The following is a 17,508-nucleotide window of genomic DNA, read 5'->3' on the forward strand; positions in this document are numbered from 1 at the left end:
AAGAAAAGTGGTGCTGGGCGTAATCAACTAGCACCAACTTTGTCTACAGTCTGAGGCAGCCTATCTGGCTGCCTTCAAACTGTAGACAAATGATGCTTTCTGGAATGGGAGCTCGAGGGCAAGGCCCTCGAACTGGAATCACGCAGGTGGAATTCACTTCCACCGTAGTGTAAACGTACGATTTCTAGGGGCTTTTGCCCTTGTACGAGGAAATCGTACGTTTTCCTTAGCATCTGGAATTTATGGCTGCGTCATAAATTCCAACAGAGCGGCGACTTTGTCGACACTCTGAGAGCAGCCTATCTGGCTGCCCTCTCCTTATAACCATAATAATATTTGATTTTCGGCTCTGTTCCTGAAGGCCTTGCACACCACCATCCATCTTCCTCCAGCTCAAAATACAGCACATTGGATTTTGGCAGTCCGCTAGGTCTTACAGCGCCTGTCCTAAGGTCCGTGATGGTTCCTGACTCATAATCCCTCATGGCAAGGACTGCTTTGTCCTTTATCTTTGCCGGAGGGTTGGCGCGCAGGCCGTCCATGCGTTCCTTTATTTTTTGTGCACCCTGCACTCCCTGTAAGGTGACGGTTTCCAGTGTTTCCCTGTAATCTCCATATGTGCGGTACAGCTTCTGCATCTGATCCCAGATCGTCAGACCTTGCTTTTTATAAAAGGCTGCGGCTTCGCAGAGAGCGGCTACGGCTCCCACCGCATCCTTATCCCTGGCGTATGTCCCGGTCAGGCAGCCATAGCTCTCCTCAAAGCCAAACAGGTAGGAATATATTCCCTGTTCTTCATACCATTTGATCTGTTCCCCAATGTATTTAAAGCCTGTCAGCACCTCCATGACCGTTACATTGTAATCCTTCGCCAGCCGATCTATCATGTTGGTTGTCACAATGGTCTTTACAATAACTCCGTTTTCCGGCAGGCGGTTTAGAGCCTTTCTCTGGCTCAGCAGATATTCCGCCAGCAGCACGCCGGTCATGTTGCCTGTAAATGGATGGTACTCTCCCGTTTCACGATCCTTCCCGTAGACACCCAGGCGGTCCGCATCAGGATCCGTGGCAAGGATCAGGTCTGCATCCACCTTTTTGGCCAGCTTTAAGGCCAAGGTAAATACTGCGGGATCCTCTGGATTGGGGTAGCTTACCGTAGGGAAATCTCCATCTGGAAGTTCCTGCTCTGCCACCACATACACATGTTCAAAGCCCAGCTCCTTCAGCACCTCTTTTACCGGAATACGGCCCGTTCCATGGAGGGGAGTATAGACGATCTTCAGCTTATCCGCCATCTCATCTATGATTTCCTGGTGCAGCACAAGCTTCCTGATCTCCTCTATATATGCCTTATCAAGAGTTTCATCCGGCACCCGGTAAAGTCCTGCCTCCGCCGCCTGTTTCTTTGGCATCACAGGGATTGCATGAAGATCTGTGACATGATTGACGCACTGGATGATCTCACTGTCTCTGGGCGCTGTGATCTGGGCGCCATCCTCCCAGTAGACCTTATAGCCATTATATTCCGGCGGGTTGTGGCTTGCTGTGATGACGATTCCTGCCATGCAGCCCAGTTTTCTCACAGCATAAGATAGCTCCGGCGTAGGGCGAAGAGATGGAAAACGGTAAGTCCGTATGCCGTTGGCATTGAGACAGAGGGCAGCCTCCTCGCTGAACTCTTCTGACATGTGCCGTGAATCATAGGCAATGGCTACGCCCTTTTCCTGTCCTCCATGGCGGAGGATATACTCTGCCAGTCCCTGGGTGGCCCTGCGGACAGTATAGATATTCATGCGGTTGGTGCCCGCTCCCAAAATCCCGCGCAGTCCTCCTGTTCCAAACTCCAGGTTCCGGTAAAAACGGTCCTTTATCTCCTCTTCGTTTCCGCTTAATGACTCCAGCTCCTGTCTGGTCTCCTTGTCAAAATAGGGATCTTTGCACCAGCTTCTGTATGCATCCATGTAGTCCATCTATCTGCCCTCCAAAAGCCCCAGCAGATCCTCCAGCCTGGCAGTCGCCATACACTCCACTGTATCAGAGGCGCCGTAATAGATCTTTACTGTGCCATCGTCCTCCAGGATCATGCCTCCCGGAAAGATCACATTTGTGCGGAAGCCTCCCTCCACCTCATACTCCGTCTCAGGAGCGATCAGAGGTTCCTTGTACATCCCTATGATTTTGGATGGATCCTTTAAATCAAGGAGCATGAGTCCGGCACAGTAACGCTTCTGCCACCGCTCCTCCCATCCGTTTTTCCCTCTGGTCCTGTCAATGTCCACCGTATGGAACAGCGTCAGCCATCCGGCCTCTGTTTTAACAGGAGGGGCTCCCGGACCGATCTTATCATTGGCATAGGGCACGTCCTCCACGCCCATTAACAGCTGGGACTCTCCCCAGTATACCAGGTCAGGTGATTTTGACATCAAGATGTCAAAGCGGTCTATGCCTCCCCTGGAGTACACTGGAAATGGACGTTCCAGGCGGACATATTTTCCATCGATCTTTTCGGGGAACAGTACCATATTGCGGTTATCCGGCACGGTTAAGGACAACACCTCTACATGCTCAAAATCATCTGTAACGCCGATGCCTCCGCGCAGGCCGTGCTTTGTATCCACTGCAAAGCAGAGATAGCATCTGCCTTCAATGGCAATGAGCCTGGGGTCATAGACCTTTGTAACATCCGGGTCATGGAGGTCTTCCACTGTGAGAAAAGGCTTATCCTGCACATCCCAATGGATGCCATCCTGGGAAAATGCCAATCCGATCACACATTTTCCAAAGGCCCCTACCCCGTCAAACTGATAATCATTGCGGAAAGCCATCACATACCTTCCGTTAAACTTTACAACGCCTGCATTGAAAATGCAGTCTGCCTCATAGGGGATATCCTTTTTACTTAAAATGGGCTCCCCGCCGTGATAGCGGGTGATCACACTGCTTGATCTTAGTTCCGGGAACATTTTAGCCATGTTATGTTTCTCCTTCCAGTTGATTTCGATATTCCGTAGGCGTACAGCCATAATATTTCTTAAAACAGCTTGCAAAGTATCTCTGGTTGCTGTAACCAGTTTTGACAGCCACATCCTGTATTTTCAGGGTTCCATTTTTCAGAAGCTCCCTGGCCGTCTCCATTCTTCTGCGGATCAGGTATTCCATAAAGCTCTCTCCGGTGATCTGCTTAAAGATCTGGCGGATATAGTTATGGCTGAAATACAGCTTGCCCGAAGCCTCCTCCAGGCCAAATTCTTCATTATCAATATTCTTTTCGATCAATTCCTTTACCTGGAAAACGATCCGTTCTCCCTGGCTCTCATTGACAGAGGCAAAGCGTCTGCAGCACTTTATAATATAGGAGCACAAAACCTCCTTTGCGTCCCGCAGACTGCCATAGGCAAAGTGCTCCTTTAAGTACTCTACCACATCCTCGTCCTCCCATACCTGCCCCTGGCCTCCCGCCTTTAACAGGGTGCTGGAGATGTCAAAAACCAGCTCCACCAGGGAAATACGGACAAAATCCCCAAGCTTCACATCCATCCTCTCATAATACTGCAGGATGTCGTACAGGCATTCCTCCGCCTTCTCCTCCTGCCCCATCTGTATATGGATCAGAAGCTGCTGTTCCAGCTCTCTGGGGCGCTCAAACTGGCCCTTATGACTGCTCTCGCCATTCGCATCCTGATCCCCGAAAAAAAGAACAGGATCCGGATTTTCCAGTGTTCCTCTCCAGACAGATAATGCATCCTTGTAGGAATCCGGGATATGGGTCCACTCTTCATAAATACCGCCGATAATGCACTCTGCCTTGAAATCATAATACCGCTCCATACTCTCTTCAATGGATACCAGCCCGTCCCTTACCACACGGCGGAAAGACTGGACATTGCGGTAATCTCCCAGAAACAGGATGACGATCTGCTTTGCATGGAACCTGGTAATGTAAATCTGACAGCTTTGGGGGAAATAGGTGTCCTTTGTCATAGAGAGAAGATCCTTGATATCGCGCTCCTGCTCCTGGATATTCTGACGTATCCTTAAGATTCCCACTGCACAGTAAGGGACTTCCAGACAGATCCCGGCCGCCTCTGCCTCCTTCTGTATGATCTCCGGACGCATGATCCTCTGGATCAGCTTGCGCACCACCTGCTCCTGCACGATCTGGCGGCTGTCTTTTAACTGCTCCTTCATTTCCTGAATATTATTCATAAGGGTCTTCTGGCGCTCCAGCTCTGTCCTTATTTTGTTCAACACCTCATAAAGCTCATCCGGTGAAAAGGGCTTTAACAGATAATCTGTCACACCCAGGGTCAGCGCCTGCTTTGCGTAGGAAAAATCATCATATCCGCTGATGATCACTGTCTTCACAGGATGCTCCAGCTCCTGGAGCTGGCGTATTAGCTCTAATCCGCTGACAAAGGGCATGCAGATATCCGTCACAAGGATATCCGGCTTATACTCTTTCACGAGCCGGACAGCCTCCCTTCCATCCGCTGCCTTTGCCACCACCTGGAAGCCTTCCATGGACTGGTTGATATTTTTCGATAACAGCTCTCTTACATATTCTTCATCGTCTGCAAGGATGATCCGGTACATATTCAACGCTCCTCCTCTGTGGTCTGAATGGGAATCACAAGCGTAGCCCTGGTCCACTTCTTATATTCGCTTTCCAGTTCCAGCCCGTAGGCATTACCATAATACAGCTTAATGCGCTCATTGACATTGTATATCCCATAGCCGCTGTTTTCACTGATATGACCGGAGGACAGCCCCTTACATATCACAGACAGCCGTTCTGGTTCGATTCCCTCGCCATCATCCTCCACACAGAGCCTTAAAGTCTGGATCCCTGCTTCGTTTGCCTGCCTCTCAACATGGATGCCGATGTAGCCAGCTCCTTTTTTTATCTTGATCCCGTGATAGATCGCATTTTCCACCAGAGGCTGGAGCACCAGCTTGATGATATATAATTCCTTTACGTCTTCCGGGACATCAAATTCATAGTGTATCTTGTCCTTATACCGTATGCCCTGGATCTTCAGGTAGTTGGAAATATGCTCTAACTCCTCCCCCAGGGTAATGACCTCTTTTCCCTTGCTCAGGCTGATGCGGAAGAACTTTCCAAGGGCATTGGACATGATACTGGCCTCCTTTGCTCCCTGGTCTGCTGCCTGCCAGGTGATGGCATTCAGCGTATTGTACAAAAAGTGAGGATTGATCTGGGCCTGGAGGGCCTTCAGCTCAGCCTGGCGCTTCTGGGCCTGCACCAGCCTCACATGTTCCTTTTCCTCCTTCAATGCCTCGATATGGGCGTTTAACTCCTGGATCAGGTGGTTGATCTTCTGGATCATAAAATTAAAGCTGACACTGAGCCTGCCCACCTCATCCTGGTAGGGATAATCAAACTGCTGCCCAAAGTCCTCCTTCTGCGTTACCTGGTTCATAATGGCTGACAATCTCCCCAAGGGGGCTGTAATGCCATGTGCTACCAGACAGATGACTGCAATGCTGGCTATGGCGCACAGGCACACAGTCAGTTCAATGAAATACCGCATCTGCTCCAGGTTTCCGATCAGGGAGCCCGCCGACTTCAAGGCACAGATCTTCCAGCCGGTACCGCTCATGACCGTATAGGTGGCAAGGAAGGTCTCTCCATTCACCTTGACCTCCTTGCATATGGAATTTCGGTTTTCCAGATCCTCCTTAGAAAAGGATTCCAGGATCTGCATATTCTCTTCACTGCAGTTTAAAATATTTTCGTTGTTCTGGTCTGCAATGAAAAAGCTGTCATAGGAGCTGTAGGTTTCCTCCAGAAAGCTGCGTATCCGCCGCTGGCTGATATTTACCACTACAAATACGTCCTTCCTGTTGACCTGGAAGCGGTACACTACCGGTATCACTGTCTCATTGCTGCGGAAGGAAGGGGATTTCATGGCAGGAAACCACTGGATCGTCTTGTCCTTGTCCTCCGCAAATGCCTGGTACAGCGGGGAATCCATAAACCGGAAATCATGGTTTCGTATCACAGTAAAATCGTCAAAGCTCCCTGACTCTGTTTCAATGCTCACAGAGTGGACATACTGATCTCCCTGGCGGAATTCTGATATCACATCTGAGACATTTCCCATAAGGATGGCAGGATTCACAGAGCTCTCATCTGTCAGGTACTGGGACATGGGAGTGTAGAAGGACAGGTTGTTAAAAATAGCATGGACCCTCTTTGTGATGGAGCCCATCTCGTCTGTGAGCTGCACCCGGATCTGGTAGACCATATCCTCTGAACTGGAATAATAATTCTTCAGTGTGTCCTTAAATGCATAGTTATAGAACAGGCTTCCTGTAATCGCACTGTTCAGCAGCAGGATCACCACGCACACCAGTATGATCTTTGTGCGAAAGCGGAAATTCCTCAAAATACTCATCCCATGTCCTCCTATCATGTATAACGCTGACAATATTATACTACAATTTTCCAGGGGGACCTATGTATTTTTATCCCTTCACTGCCCCCGCTGTCAGTCCTCCGATAAACTGCTTGTGGCAGAATGCATAGACCACCAGAATCGGAAGGATCGCGATGGAGGCGCCGGCCAGCATGATATGCCATTCAGCTGCCGCGTTTGCCGAATATTTTAACTGTACGACTGCCACAGTAAGTGTCCTCAGCCTTGGAAGGGAAATGCTCATGATCAATGTGGTTATATAGTCATTCCACGCCTGCCGGAAGGAGAACAGGGCCACCACTGCCATGATCGGCTTGATGAGGGGCAGGATGATCTTAAAAAATATCCCATACAGGCTGCACCCGTCAATGGTGGCTGCCTCGTCCAGTTCCTTCGGTATCCCCTTTACAAAGCCCATGGTCAGCATCACATTAGATGCCTGACCGCCTACCAGTGCAAGGATCAGTCCTGCAATGGATCTGTTCAGATGAAGAGCTGTCAGCAGGTTATAAATGGGATAGAGCGTCACAGACCCCAAAGCGATGAACATAAGCGAGGTGTAGAGTCCTAAAAGCAGCTTCTTTCCCACAAAGTCCCTCCTTGCGAAGGTAAAGCCTGCAAGGGAGGCTGTCAGCGTTGCGAGCACCATCACCGCAACACTGACAAAAATACTGTTCCATGTATATTTTATAAAGTCTGCCTGGATAAAGGCCTGGATATAATTTTCAAAATGCCATGTCTTTGGCAGGAAGCTTCCGCCCAAGGTCAGCTCGCTGTTCGTCTTAAAGGATCCCAGAATGGTATACAGGATCGGATAGATCGTAAATACCACCATGATCCCTATGAACAGGTAGGATATGACAAGGATGGCCGTATTTTTTGTTTTTCTCATGCCTCTCTCCCTCCTTAATAAACATCATCCAGTTTTCTTGAGGCGATCAGATAAACCACCGTTACAATGCCGGCAATAAGGGCTGATACCGTGCTGACAGCAGCACCATAGCCATACTGGGGCGTGATGAAGGTTCCTGCTGAGATCGGGAAGAAGAACTGGTAGCCATACAGTGCCATGACCATCGTAGCATTGGTGGGGCCGCCCTCTGTCAATACCATCACACTGTTCATATCAGAGAAGGCCGCAGTGATGGAAAGCATGAGTATGATCTTTAAGATGGGACCCAGCATGGGAACGGTAATATACCACAGAGTCTGAATGCGGTTTGCCCCATCGATCTTTGCGCTCTCCAAGGCATCCTGGGATATCTGCTGGAGTCCGGCAATGAAATACACCATATAATTTCCAATGCCTCCCCACACAGCGGTGATCACCAGGGTCTTCATGGCATTTTGCTTTCCCAGCCAGTTAACAGGCTGGCTGATGATGCCCCATTCCATCAGATATTGGTTTACCTGGCCGTTATAGACATTGAACAGAAGATAAAATACCAGACCCATAACGGCGGAGCTCATGATTGTTGGTACGAAGATAATACTTTGGAACAGGCCATTTCCTTTTCTCTTCTGGTTTAAAAGCAGCGCCAGGAAAAAGGATATGGGGATCACAAATAGGATCTTTGCGCCTGCATAGACAAAGGTGTTTTTCACTGCCTTCCAGTAGATCTCATCGCCAAATACGCGTATGAGATTTTCCAGCCCCACAAATTTAGGTACGCTAGCTCCGTAGCCTCCATAGCGGTAGAACACATATTTTAATGTCCACAGAACAGGATACACGGAAAAACCCAAAAATAAGATCAGATTCGGCAGCAGCAGACTGTAGGAACGCAGGTTTTCGCGGATCAGCCGTCTGCGTTTTGCCTCTGACATGGTCTCTTTTTTCAGCATCATAAGCCCCTCTTTCTCGCTGCCTTCTTTTATGGATTCATTGGGTCAAAATCAGCGATCTTGATCTCTTTGCCTGAACCTTCTGCAATTCCTGCATCTAAAGCTGCATTGTAGCGGTCTGTCAGGTCCTGAAGCCCTTGAGTGATGTCCATATCTCCCATGATCATCTCAGCCATGGTTTCATACATGTTCTGTCCCTCTACGATCACAGCGTCTACATTTGCCTCCTGAGGAGTATTGGGATATACGCCGTCGCCATCACCTATGAGCAGAGTCGGATTATCCAGATAATACTGTGCAGGCTGGGCCTTTTCGATCACTGCCGGGACAATGGAGATGCCATAGCCCTGTTCATAGTATTCAGCCAGCACATCCACATTGGAGAAGATCGCCCGATATACCTTCCAAGCCTCTTCCAGATGCTCGCTCTCTGCATTGAATAAATATCCGTTCATGGCCTGGTAATGCTCCGCCCCAACCACTTTTCCGTCAGTAACCGGAAGCTGTACACAGCCCCACTCCTGTTCCATGGGGAACTGGTTGGTGTATACACCTGGTTCTGCATGAGTGTAGGACATATACATGCCGATCTTTCCTGCTGCAAACTGAGTTCTTAAGGGATCGATATCCAGGGACTCACATCCAGGGAATGCACATTCCGGAGAAAGGAGGGTCTTCCATGCGCTCGCCAGATTGTTATAACCGGTAAAATCGTATCTTCCATTTTTAAAATCATAGCCAAACTTGATCCCCAGCTCTCTCTCTCCCTGCTTCATCAGGGAACGGCTGAGGGCTGACTGGGCGCCCTTCATATTTGCTGCAAATCCGTAGATGCCTTCTCCTGACAGCTGCTCTGTGATCAGCTTTGCATCATCCACCATCTCCTGTAAGGTCTCAGGTGCTTTTTCAATTCCTACTCTCTCAAAAATGTCTTTGTTGTAGAACAGGCGGCAGGTGGTTGCTGCTGTGGGCACGAAGTAGCATTTTCCATCGATCACATTAAAGTCATCGATCAGGCTGTCCTTAAAGGTTTCCTTAAACTCATCATCCATAAATGGTGTGATATCTGCAAATTTCCCAGCATTGACGTAGTTCTGGAATACCTCCTCCTTATGTACGAACATATCCGGCGCATCCCCGTTCTGGAATACCATGTCCACTGCCTGGGGATAGTTTTCGGAGTAGATCTCATACTTTACTTCGATATTATCTGTGTTGGTCGCATTGTACTCATCCACCTTGCCCTGCATGAACTCCGCATCGTGGCGGTCTTTTGTCCAGACCGTGATCACAGTCTTACCGCCGTTTTCCTCTTTGGCCTTTTCTCCGGTACTTGCCTGGCTGACGGCACCTGTATCAGCCGTTTTGCCTCCGCAGCCTGCCATCACGGCAGCCGCCATAATCGCTGTCATTGCCAATGCCATAAGTTTTTTACTTCTCATTGTAGATCCTCCCTGTCTTCGTTGTCTTGTTGTTTTGTTTTTCATGTCTATATCTTACCGAAATCAGCTTCTCCCGTAAATTCACTAAGTGACGCTGGAATGTTCGTTTTTTGACGTGCCCCGATGTCACATTTTTGACATTTCCTGCTTCATTCCCTTCAGATAGGCTCCCTGCCGGAATAACCTCATGCGGAGAGCGTCAGTGTCTAGTTCACTCATACAAATGCCCTGTTCGGCTGCCATAGCAGCAGCTGTTCCAGCTGCCTGTCCCATTGCAAAGCATGCCGGCATAACACGCAGAGAGGCCTGCATCATCCGGTCGCAGCTGACAGTGCGGCCTGCCACCAGAAGATTATCAATGGTTTGGGGAAGAAGGCATCGGAAGGGTATCCCATAGGATTCTCCCGGAGCATACCGGTTCTTCTGATACCCTGTTTCTGCTGCCTCTGCATCCGCTCCGTTGGAAGCATGGATATCGATCGGATAGGAATAATATGCAATACTGTCCTCAAAGTCTGCCCGGCGCATATAGTCCTCCCCTGTAAGGATGTATCTCCCTCTAAGCCGTCTGGATTCTCTGACACCGATATTGGGACCGCTTAAGGCCAGCACTGCCTGCTCTGCTCCTGGCACATAAGAACGGATAAAATTCATAAGCATCGGCAGCTTCTGCCTGGACTCGATCTCCGCTTTTGTAATGGACTCCCCATTGATCGGATTCCAGTCAAATACATGCCCGAAATTAAAGGAAGCCATGCCCCTTGCAGGAAGGGAAATACCTGCCACCTTTACCTCTCCCGCCGGGAAATCACCATTCTCCTTTGCACGTTCCACTGCCTTCATAAGATTCCCGTTTTCCCCTGTTTTTTCCGCGTATTCGAGAAAACGGTCTGTGTCAAAATTTGCAACCTTAAAGCACAGGGTTCCGCCCTGTACCTGGTCATTCTCATCCCCGTATTCCATCTCACAGCCTGCCATGGCGGACAGGTCTGCATCTCCTGTACAGTCCACCACACAGCTGGCAGACAGGTATTGGAGCCCTGATTTGTTGTGGACCAAAAGTTCTTTTACTTTATGGTTTTCTACATTGCAGTCTATCAGAACCGTATGAAACAGGATATCACAGCCGCTTGCGGTCACCAGCCTGTCAAGTATCAGCTTAAGGCTCTCGGAGTCAATGGGAAGCCAGTCATATTCCTCCAAACGGCCAGGCTTTCTGTCATAGAAAGGGCTCTTCCAGCTATGCTGTTTCAGCTCCTCCAGGATTTCCAGCCCGATCCCGCGTATGATAGTCTCCACTCCATCGGTGTAGGTGCAAAATGCGGGAATAGAAGCTCCTGTTGCCATGCCCCCCAGATATCCGTCCCTTTCAACTAACAGCGTCCTGGCACCGTTCCTGGCAGAGGCAATGGCCGCCGCCACTCCCGCCGGGCCGCCTCCTGCTACGATCACGTCATACTTTTTTTCAAACTTCATTTTAGCATCTCCTTGTCTGTTTTTCCACTTCCCGGATAGCTTTATCTTACCGCAGCTGCCATAAAGGAGTTGTTCACTTTTTGAAGAAATGATGTCATGAAATTGACGTTATCTGTTTCTCTCCAAAAACGCAGGAGTCGGGATTTTTCCGTTTAAAACTATTGACAGGACCAAATGGAAGTGCTATATTACCTGCCGTACGAAAAAGAAGGGAGGCAATTTGCCTTTCTTTTTCATTTTACAGGGTATGTTAAAAGCATATCAATCAAAGGAGGTTTTGTTGTGAACAAATTGATTGCGGTTTTGGCTGGTCTGACAGCAGCTTTTCACGCAGGCTCCATACAGGCGTGGGCTGCTGAAGGCACTGCCGCAGAGAGCGCTGCGAAGGTGATGCCGGCATGGCTGTGTATTCCTTTTGCGGGACTGCTGCTGTGTATCGCCATCTTTCCTTTAGTAAAGGAGGAATGGTGGGAAAAGCACCGTCCTCTGGTGGTTGCGCTGTGGTCTCTCCTGTTCGTGGTGCCCTTTGCTGTACTGTATGGTGCAGGCAGCGCCCTGGAGACTGTGCTGGAATGCATCATAAATGATTATCTGACATTCATTGTTTTGCTGTTCGGCTTGTTCTGTGTGGCAGGAAATATTACAATGGAAGGAGACTTAGCCGGATCGCCGCGGGTAAATGTGATCCTGCTGGTCATCGGTACTCTGCTTTCAAGTCTGATCGGAACCACTGGTTCCAGTATGCTCATGGTACGTCCGGTGATCAAAATGAATTCCTGGCGCAGACGCCGGTCTCATGTAATGGTATTTTTTATTTTCCTGATCTCCAATATCGGAGGGTGCCTGACACCGATCGGAGACCCGCCGATCTTAATGGGATTTTCCAGAGGAGTGCCCTTTTTCTGGAGTCTGAAGCTGTTTCCGGTACTGCTCTTTCATATGGCGGTACTGCTGCTGATTTTTTATTGGATCGACAGGAAAAATTATTGTATGGATATTGCCCGCGGGTGTAAACCGGATATCAGCAAGCCCGGCACGGAGATCAAGATCCAGGGGCTGCATAACCTGGTATTCTTGGTAATGATCGTGGCCGCCGTTATTTTAAGCGGTACTCTGCCGGGGCTGGCAGCATTTCAGGACGCAGAAGGGCGGACTCTCGGCATCCACATATTCCGCGAGGTGACGCTGACCTGGCCGGCACTGATCGAGATCGTGTTGATCCTGGCGGCAGCATTTCTTTCCTTTAAGACAACCAGCCCGGAAATCCGCAGAAAGAACCACTTTACCTGGGGAGCCATAGAAGAGGTTGCTGTTCTGTTTGTAGGGATTTTTATCACCATGCAGCCGGCGCTGATGATCTTAAAGACCATGGGATCACAGCTTGGGATCACAAAGCCCTTAGAGATGTTCTGGGCTACGGGAATATTGTCCAGCTTCCTGGATAATACACCCACCTATCTTGTATTCCTGACTACCACAGGAGCCATGGGTTTTGCAGAGGGCGTTTCCACTGCTCTGGGATATATTCCGTTGAAAATGCTGATGGCCATTTCCTGCGGCGCTGTGTTTATGGGAGCCAATACGTATATCGGCAATGCGCCGAACTTTATGGTAAAATCCATTTCAGATGAAAATGGTATCCGGATGCCTTCCTTTTTCGGATATTTGCTGTGGTCCATCAAGATCCTGGTACCTGTATTTATTCTGGATACCATCGTATTCTTTTTATAAGGAGGGGTAAGCAATGGGATATACAGAACATGATTTAAGAGAACTGGCAGAGCGTATCTACGATCTGGATGCAGAGGTATATACACAGCTTGGATCTTCCCTTGGACGTGTATATAACCGTGACCGGGAGCGCTGTGTGGAGGAGATCGTCCTCCTGATGAAGAACCGGGATCAGGCCCACGTACTGCGGAGCGAGCTGGCATTGATCAGCAATATGGCGCGGACCATTCAGGATAAGGAGCTGCGCAAGCTGGTCATGTCGGAGTACAACCGCATTCTGACAGAGGTAACGAACCTGCCAACAAGCTTTGGAACAGACGATATTAAGGATCAGACACTGGCACAGCTGAATGCGCTGAATTTAAAGGAGCGTTTTTCCGGTGATGATCATCTGATCATCTGTATCAGCCGTGCCTATGGCTGCGGAGGAAGCGCCATCGGTTTCAGTCTGGCGGATTCTTATAAGATTAATTATTATGATGTGGAGATCTTCAATGCGGTGCTCTCCCGGCTGGAGGCTGAGAAAAGCACCGTGGAGGATAAGGCAGGCTTTCCCTACAGCCGCCCGAAGGAGAAAGAGGGCCAGCCCGAATACGGCTATGAGCCTCCGGCATTCGCAGAGCCAAAGAAGCTGACCCTTAGGGAACATCTCCGGGAGTTCAGCCGCTACCATGGACTGCCGAAAAAAGATGCCATCTTCTTTAACCAGAGTGACCTGATCTGCGATATGGCAGCAAAGGAAGATTTTATCGTTATGGGACGGTGTGCAGATGTGATCCTGACAAATAACCGCATTCCCCATGTGAGCATTTATATTACAGCGCCCTTTGAGCAGCGGGTGAACCGGATCATGCGGATGAACAGCAGCATGACAGAAAAACAGGTGCGCCGCCTGGTAAGAAAGATGGATCAGGAGCACACCCGGTATTATAAATTTTACACCGGACGCCGCTGGGGCAATGCCGTTAATTACGATCTGTGCATCAACAGTGCCAGCTATGGAATCGACGGAGCCGTGGAGCTGATCCGCCGCATGGTGGACCCGGTGGCGAAAAATGAGAAGCTGATTTAAAAGCATTTCTCTACAAAGAACCTAAGCACCCTGCTTCCATCCACTGTGTCCTCCCTCTTGTGGGAAAAGCACATGCGTTCCGGGTGCCACTGGACGCTCCAGACCGGAAGGCTGTCATGGTATAATGCTTCCACGATGCCGTCTTCTGCTGAGCGCTGTACCACATGGAGCCCCTTTCCCGGAACATCCACAGCCTGGTGATGGGAGCTGTTGGTGGCAAATTCGCCGCCGTAAAGCTCATAGATCCATGAGCCTTCCTCCGCCCCGGAACAATGTACCTTATCCCAGTCTGCACCCTTATCCCTGGCATGACGCCAGGCAGTATCAATATCCTGGAACAGTGTTCCGCCAAAATACGTATTAATAAGCTGATGTCCCCGGCAGATGCCGAGCACCGGCTTTTTTGCCTTTACAAAGGCATCCAGAATGGTAAACTGTACTTCATCTAATCCCTCATCGATCTCCTCGCTTCCGGCGATCTCCTGGCCGTAGCGCCTGGGATGGATGTCGCAGCCTCCGGGAAGCAGCAGGCCGTCATAGCCTTCCGCCCCGCAGATTTCCTCTGTCAGCACTGCCTGGGCGCCTACGCCCTCTATGGCATTGCGGTAGTTGTCCAGCTTGCTCCTATAGCCTGGAATCAAAATACGAACTGTTTTCTCGCTCATCTTACAAGTCTCCCTCCGTTGCCTGAAGGCCCCAATAGCCTTCGGTTATACGCGGATTTAAGCGTACCATTATTGCAGGGGTTTGTCAATATTCCGGAGTGCTGCCAGCACCTTATCCGGCGTGGCAGGAAGCTCGTTGAGCTCTCCGTGGATGGCATTGCAGATGGCGTTCACCAGGGCGGGGGCTACGGGGACTACGGGGCATTCTCCCAAAGCCTTTGCGCCAAAGGGGCCGTCCGGCTCCCCCTCCGGTGTCTCAATGAAATCCAGATGGAACCGGGGCATCTGGGAGGCGCGGAGAATACCGTACTTTTTCAGAGTCTGCAGAGATGGCTTTCCCGTCCTGTCATAGGAGAGTTCCTCTGTCAGGCCGTAGCCTAAGCCCATCTGAAGGGCTCCTGCCAGCTGCCCACGGATCACCATAGGATTGATGACCCGTCCCACATCGTGGACGGCTGCGTAATCCAGAAGCCTTACCTCCCCGTTTCTCGTATTGACCTCCACCTTCGCAATGTGAACGCCGTAGGAGACAGCTCCCCGTTTGGCCTCATAAGTCTCCACTGCCATGAGCTCTCTCATACTCTTTGACTGGCAGTACAGCATGACTTCGGAAAGGCTGGCATGCTTGGCGGGATCTGTGATGCAGAAGGCCTGGTTATCCTTAAGCTCAATTTTCTCCGGCTCCACGCCTAAGAGCTTTCCCGCTTCCATCTGAAGCTCCTTCTTCATAGCCAGAGCAGTCTTTCTGGCAGCGCTCCCCACCACGAACACACCGCGGCTTGAGTAGTCCCCGATATGCCAGTGGACAACATCCGTATCCGCCGCCACACAGCCGATCCTGTCCATGGAAATGCCCAGGATCTCAGAAATGATCTGCATCTGCATTCCCAGAGTGTCCGTGCCCATATCGTGGGAGCCGGTATAGTAGATGCAGGAGCCGTCCTCGTTCATTTTCAGCATGGGAGTGGTGACATCCCGGTGGGCGCCCACACAGTTATTGCCGTGCACTCCCAGGGCCATCCCCACCCCGATTCGGATATCGCTGTTTTCTGTGGCCTTCTGCTCCTTAAGCCATGCAGGGTAATCTGCCAGCTCCATCGCCCGCTTTAAGCAGTCCTTTGGCCTGGCATTGCCATGGGGCGTGTGGAAAATGGGATCCAAGCTGTCTGGATCCACCATATTTTTCATCTGCAGCTGGGCCATGTCCATGTGAAGAAAGTCTGCGATCCTCTGGAGCTGCCGCTCCCAGCCAAAATATATCTGGGGAGAGCCGTAGCCCCGCATAGCTCCCGCTGTCTCCGTGTTGGTATATACGGGATTGCAGTGAAAACGCATGTGATCGATCTTATAAGCCTTAAAGACCTTGTGGGACATGGCCCCGCCCACATTGAGGGCACTGGAGGCATAGGCTCCCGTATTCAGGTATACCTTAAAATCGGCAGCCTTCAGCGTGCCGTCCTTCATAAAGCCGGTTTTCATATAGCTGATGGAGGGGTGGCGGACACGGGTGGAAAGGATGCATTCCCTGCGGTTGTATTCCAGCTTTACAGGGCGTCCTGTCATTATGGACAGGGCCGCTGCCACAGGCTCCGCAGTCAGCTCCAGCTTTCCTCCAAAGGCGCCGCCGATGGCCGGGGACACCATCCGTATTTTATTGTAGGACAGCCCGAAGATCCTGGCCATGATGACCCGGAAGGCAAAGGTGTTCTGGCAGGGGCTCCAGACAGTGAGCTTGCCGTCCGGCCCGTAGTCTGCAATGGCTACATGGGGCTCAATGGCTCCGTGGTGGACTGCCTGGGTGGTATACCGGTCCTCAAATACGTAATCACACTCCCGGAAAGCGGCCTCCACGTCTCCTGCCTCCGCGTGGATATCTCCCACCACATTGCCTCCTTCATGGATCGGATAGGCACCCGGACTTATGGCCTCCTCGATCTCCGTTATCACAGGAAGCTCCTCATACTCCACCTCAATGAGGCTGGCCGCCTTTTTTGCAATATCTAAGGTATCGGCTGCTACAGCAGCCACCCGGTCTCCCACAAAGCGCACGGTATCGTCAAAGATCCTCTCCGTATCCGGAAGGGAATGTTCCGTAAAACGGACAGCGCTGTTGTAGCGTTTTTCAGGCGTATTCCTGTAGGTAGCCACTGCTCGCACGCCGGGAAGGCTCTCGGCCTTGGAGGTATCAAGTCTTTTTATCCTTCCATGGGCACAGGTGCTTAAGACCAGTCTGGCATAAAGCATTCCCGGCAGCTCCATGTCTGCAACATACATTTTCCTTCCCGTCACCTTCAGGGCCGAATCGCTTATGGGCCTGGGAGTCCCTATGACCTGAAATCCTTCCTCCATCATCCTTCACCTCTCATCCGTGCGGCAGCCAGAAGTATGGCCTCCACGATCTTCTCATATCCCGTACAGCGGCAGAGATTGGGGTCAATGGCCTCCCTCACCTGCTCCTCTGCAGGGGACGGATTTTTATCCAGCAATGCCTTTGCCGACATGATCATGCCGGGAATGCAGAAGCCGCACTGGACAGCTCCCGCATCCACAAAGGCCTGCTGTATGGGATGGAGCCTGTTTCCCTCTGCCAGGCCTTCGATGGTCTCGATCCGCTTCCCGGAAAGCTTCACTGCCCGGACCAGGCAGGAACGGACGGCCGCGCCGTCTATGATCACCATACAGGCGCCGCAGTCCCCTGTCTCGCATCCGCATTTTGTCCCGGTAAGCCGCAGCCCCTCCCGAAGGGCCCGAAGAAGGGTCCACTGGGGCTCCACCGCCACCTGGCATTCTGTTCCGTTGATATTCAGGCTGATCTGTTCCATTATCCTGTTCCTCTT

Annotated in this window: 13 protein-coding genes; 2 read left to right on the forward strand and 11 right to left on the reverse strand. The window is 50.7% G+C overall.

The features are described 5' to 3' along the window. Nucleotides 1-299: 299 nt before the first annotated feature. From LIZ87_RS03705 to LIZ87_RS03740, 8 genes are all read right to left on the reverse strand, one after another. Nucleotides 300-1,970, reverse strand: a complete 1,671-nt coding sequence (locus LIZ87_RS03705) for a phospho-sugar mutase (RefSeq protein ID WP_227145344.1) — start codon at nt 1,968-1,970, stop codon at nt 300-302. Beyond that, on the reverse strand, nt 1,971-2,972 hold the full coding sequence (locus LIZ87_RS03710; protein WP_227145346.1) for a glycoside hydrolase family 130 protein: 1,002 nt from the start codon (nt 2,970-2,972) through the stop codon (nt 1,971-1,973). 1 nt (nt 2,973) lies between these two features. Beyond that, complete coding sequence (locus LIZ87_RS03715; protein WP_227145348.1) at nt 2,974-4,593, reverse strand: response regulator; 1,620 nt, start codon at nt 4,591-4,593, stop codon at nt 2,974-2,976. 2 nt (nt 4,594-4,595) lie between these two features. Continuing rightward, entirely contained in the window at nt 4,596-6,419 is a 1,824-nt protein-coding gene (locus LIZ87_RS03720; RefSeq protein WP_178316125.1) for a cache domain-containing sensor histidine kinase, read from the reverse strand. Between the two features lie 70 nt (nt 6,420-6,489). Beyond that, nucleotides 6,490-7,332 carry a carbohydrate ABC transporter permease gene (locus LIZ87_RS03725; protein WP_178316126.1) on the reverse strand — a complete coding sequence of 281 codons (843 nt, stop codon included), beginning with the start codon at nt 7,330-7,332 and terminating at the stop codon, nt 6,490-6,492. Nucleotides 7,333-7,346: 14 nt separating this feature from the next. Next, nucleotides 7,347-8,288 (reverse strand): carbohydrate ABC transporter permease, encoded by a 942-nt coding sequence (locus LIZ87_RS03730; RefSeq protein WP_227145350.1) that lies wholly within the window; start codon nt 8,286-8,288, stop codon nt 7,347-7,349. A gap of 26 nt (nt 8,289-8,314) precedes the next feature. Further along, nucleotides 8,315-9,727, reverse strand: coding sequence for an ABC transporter substrate-binding protein (locus tag LIZ87_RS03735; RefSeq protein WP_227145352.1), 1,413 nt, complete (start codon nt 9,725-9,727; stop codon nt 8,315-8,317). Nucleotides 9,728-9,853: 126 nt separating this feature from the next. Beyond that, nucleotides 9,854-11,203, reverse strand: a complete 1,350-nt coding sequence (locus tag LIZ87_RS03740) for an FAD-dependent oxidoreductase (protein WP_227145354.1) — start codon at nt 11,201-11,203, stop codon at nt 9,854-9,856. Nucleotides 11,204-11,593: 390 nt separating this feature from the next. On the opposite strand from LIZ87_RS03740, the gene LIZ87_RS03745 reads away from it, so the two are divergent. Next, complete coding sequence (locus tag LIZ87_RS03745) at nt 11,594-12,934, forward strand: sodium:proton antiporter (protein ID WP_227145534.1); 1,341 nt, start codon at nt 11,594-11,596, stop codon at nt 12,932-12,934. Nucleotides 12,935-12,947: 13 nt separating this feature from the next. Then, the gene (locus LIZ87_RS03750) at nt 12,948-14,006 is read left to right on the forward strand and encodes a cytidylate kinase-like family protein (RefSeq protein WP_227145356.1); all 1,059 of its coding nucleotides are present in this window, start codon (nt 12,948-12,950) and stop codon (nt 14,004-14,006) included. Here the strand turns inward: LIZ87_RS03750 and LIZ87_RS03755 are convergent. The 3 genes from LIZ87_RS03755 to LIZ87_RS03765 form a co-directional block, all read right to left on the reverse strand. Continuing rightward, a complete protein-coding gene (locus tag LIZ87_RS03755) occupies nt 14,003-14,671 on the reverse strand; it encodes a gamma-glutamyl-gamma-aminobutyrate hydrolase family protein (RefSeq protein WP_178317063.1) in 669 nt (222 codons plus the stop codon). The genes LIZ87_RS03750 and LIZ87_RS03755 overlap by 4 nt on opposite strands. 69 nt (nt 14,672-14,740) lie before the next feature. Then, nucleotides 14,741-17,023, reverse strand: a complete 2,283-nt coding sequence (locus LIZ87_RS03760; RefSeq protein ID WP_227145359.1) for a xanthine dehydrogenase family protein molybdopterin-binding subunit — start codon at nt 17,021-17,023, stop codon at nt 14,741-14,743. Continuing rightward, complete coding sequence (locus LIZ87_RS03765; RefSeq protein WP_227145361.1) at nt 17,020-17,493, reverse strand: (2Fe-2S)-binding protein; 474 nt, start codon at nt 17,491-17,493, stop codon at nt 17,020-17,022. Before LIZ87_RS03765 ends, LIZ87_RS03760 begins: the two co-directional genes overlap by 4 nt. Nucleotides 17,494-17,508: the final 15 nt, after the last annotated feature.

Origin of the sequence: Lacrimispora sp. 210928-DFI.3.58 (genome assembly GCF_020554865.1) — a bacterium.
In the GTDB taxonomy this organism is placed as follows: domain Bacteria; phylum Bacillota; class Clostridia; order Lachnospirales; family Lachnospiraceae; genus Enterocloster.

Coding starts and splice junctions, on each gene's coding strand:
- LIZ87_RS03705 (WP_227145344.1), bottom strand. CDS start 1,970: ATGGACTACATGGATGCATACAGAAGCTGGTGCAAAGATCCCTATTTT.
- LIZ87_RS03710 (WP_227145346.1), bottom strand. CDS start 2,972: ATGGCTAAAATGTTCCCGGAACTAAGATCAAGCAGTGTGATCACCCGC.
- LIZ87_RS03715 (WP_227145348.1), bottom strand. CDS start 4,593: ATGTACCGGATCATCCTTGCAGACGATGAAGAATATGTAAGAGAGCTG.
- LIZ87_RS03720 (WP_178316125.1), bottom strand. CDS start 6,419: ATGAGTATTTTGAGGAATTTCCGCTTTCGCACAAAGATCATACTGGTG.
- LIZ87_RS03725 (WP_178316126.1), bottom strand. CDS start 7,332: ATGAGAAAAACAAAAAATACGGCCATCCTTGTCATATCCTACCTGTTC.
- LIZ87_RS03730 (WP_227145350.1), bottom strand. CDS start 8,288: ATGATGCTGAAAAAAGAGACCATGTCAGAGGCAAAACGCAGACGGCTG.
- LIZ87_RS03735 (WP_227145352.1), bottom strand. CDS start 9,727: ATGAGAAGTAAAAAACTTATGGCATTGGCAATGACAGCGATTATGGCG.
- LIZ87_RS03740 (WP_227145354.1), bottom strand. CDS start 11,203: ATGAAGTTTGAAAAAAAGTATGACGTGATCGTAGCAGGAGGCGGCCCG.
- LIZ87_RS03745 (WP_227145534.1), top strand. CDS start 11,594: ATGCCGGCATGGCTGTGTATTCCTTTTGCGGGACTGCTGCTGTGTATC.
- LIZ87_RS03750 (WP_227145356.1), top strand. CDS start 12,948: ATGGGATATACAGAACATGATTTAAGAGAACTGGCAGAGCGTATCTAC.
- LIZ87_RS03755 (WP_178317063.1), bottom strand. CDS start 14,671: ATGAGCGAGAAAACAGTTCGTATTTTGATTCCAGGCTATAGGAGCAAG.
- LIZ87_RS03760 (WP_227145359.1), bottom strand. CDS start 17,023: ATGATGGAGGAAGGATTTCAGGTCATAGGGACTCCCAGGCCCATAAGC.
- LIZ87_RS03765 (WP_227145361.1), bottom strand. CDS start 17,493: ATGGAACAGATCAGCCTGAATATCAACGGAACAGAATGCCAGGTGGCG.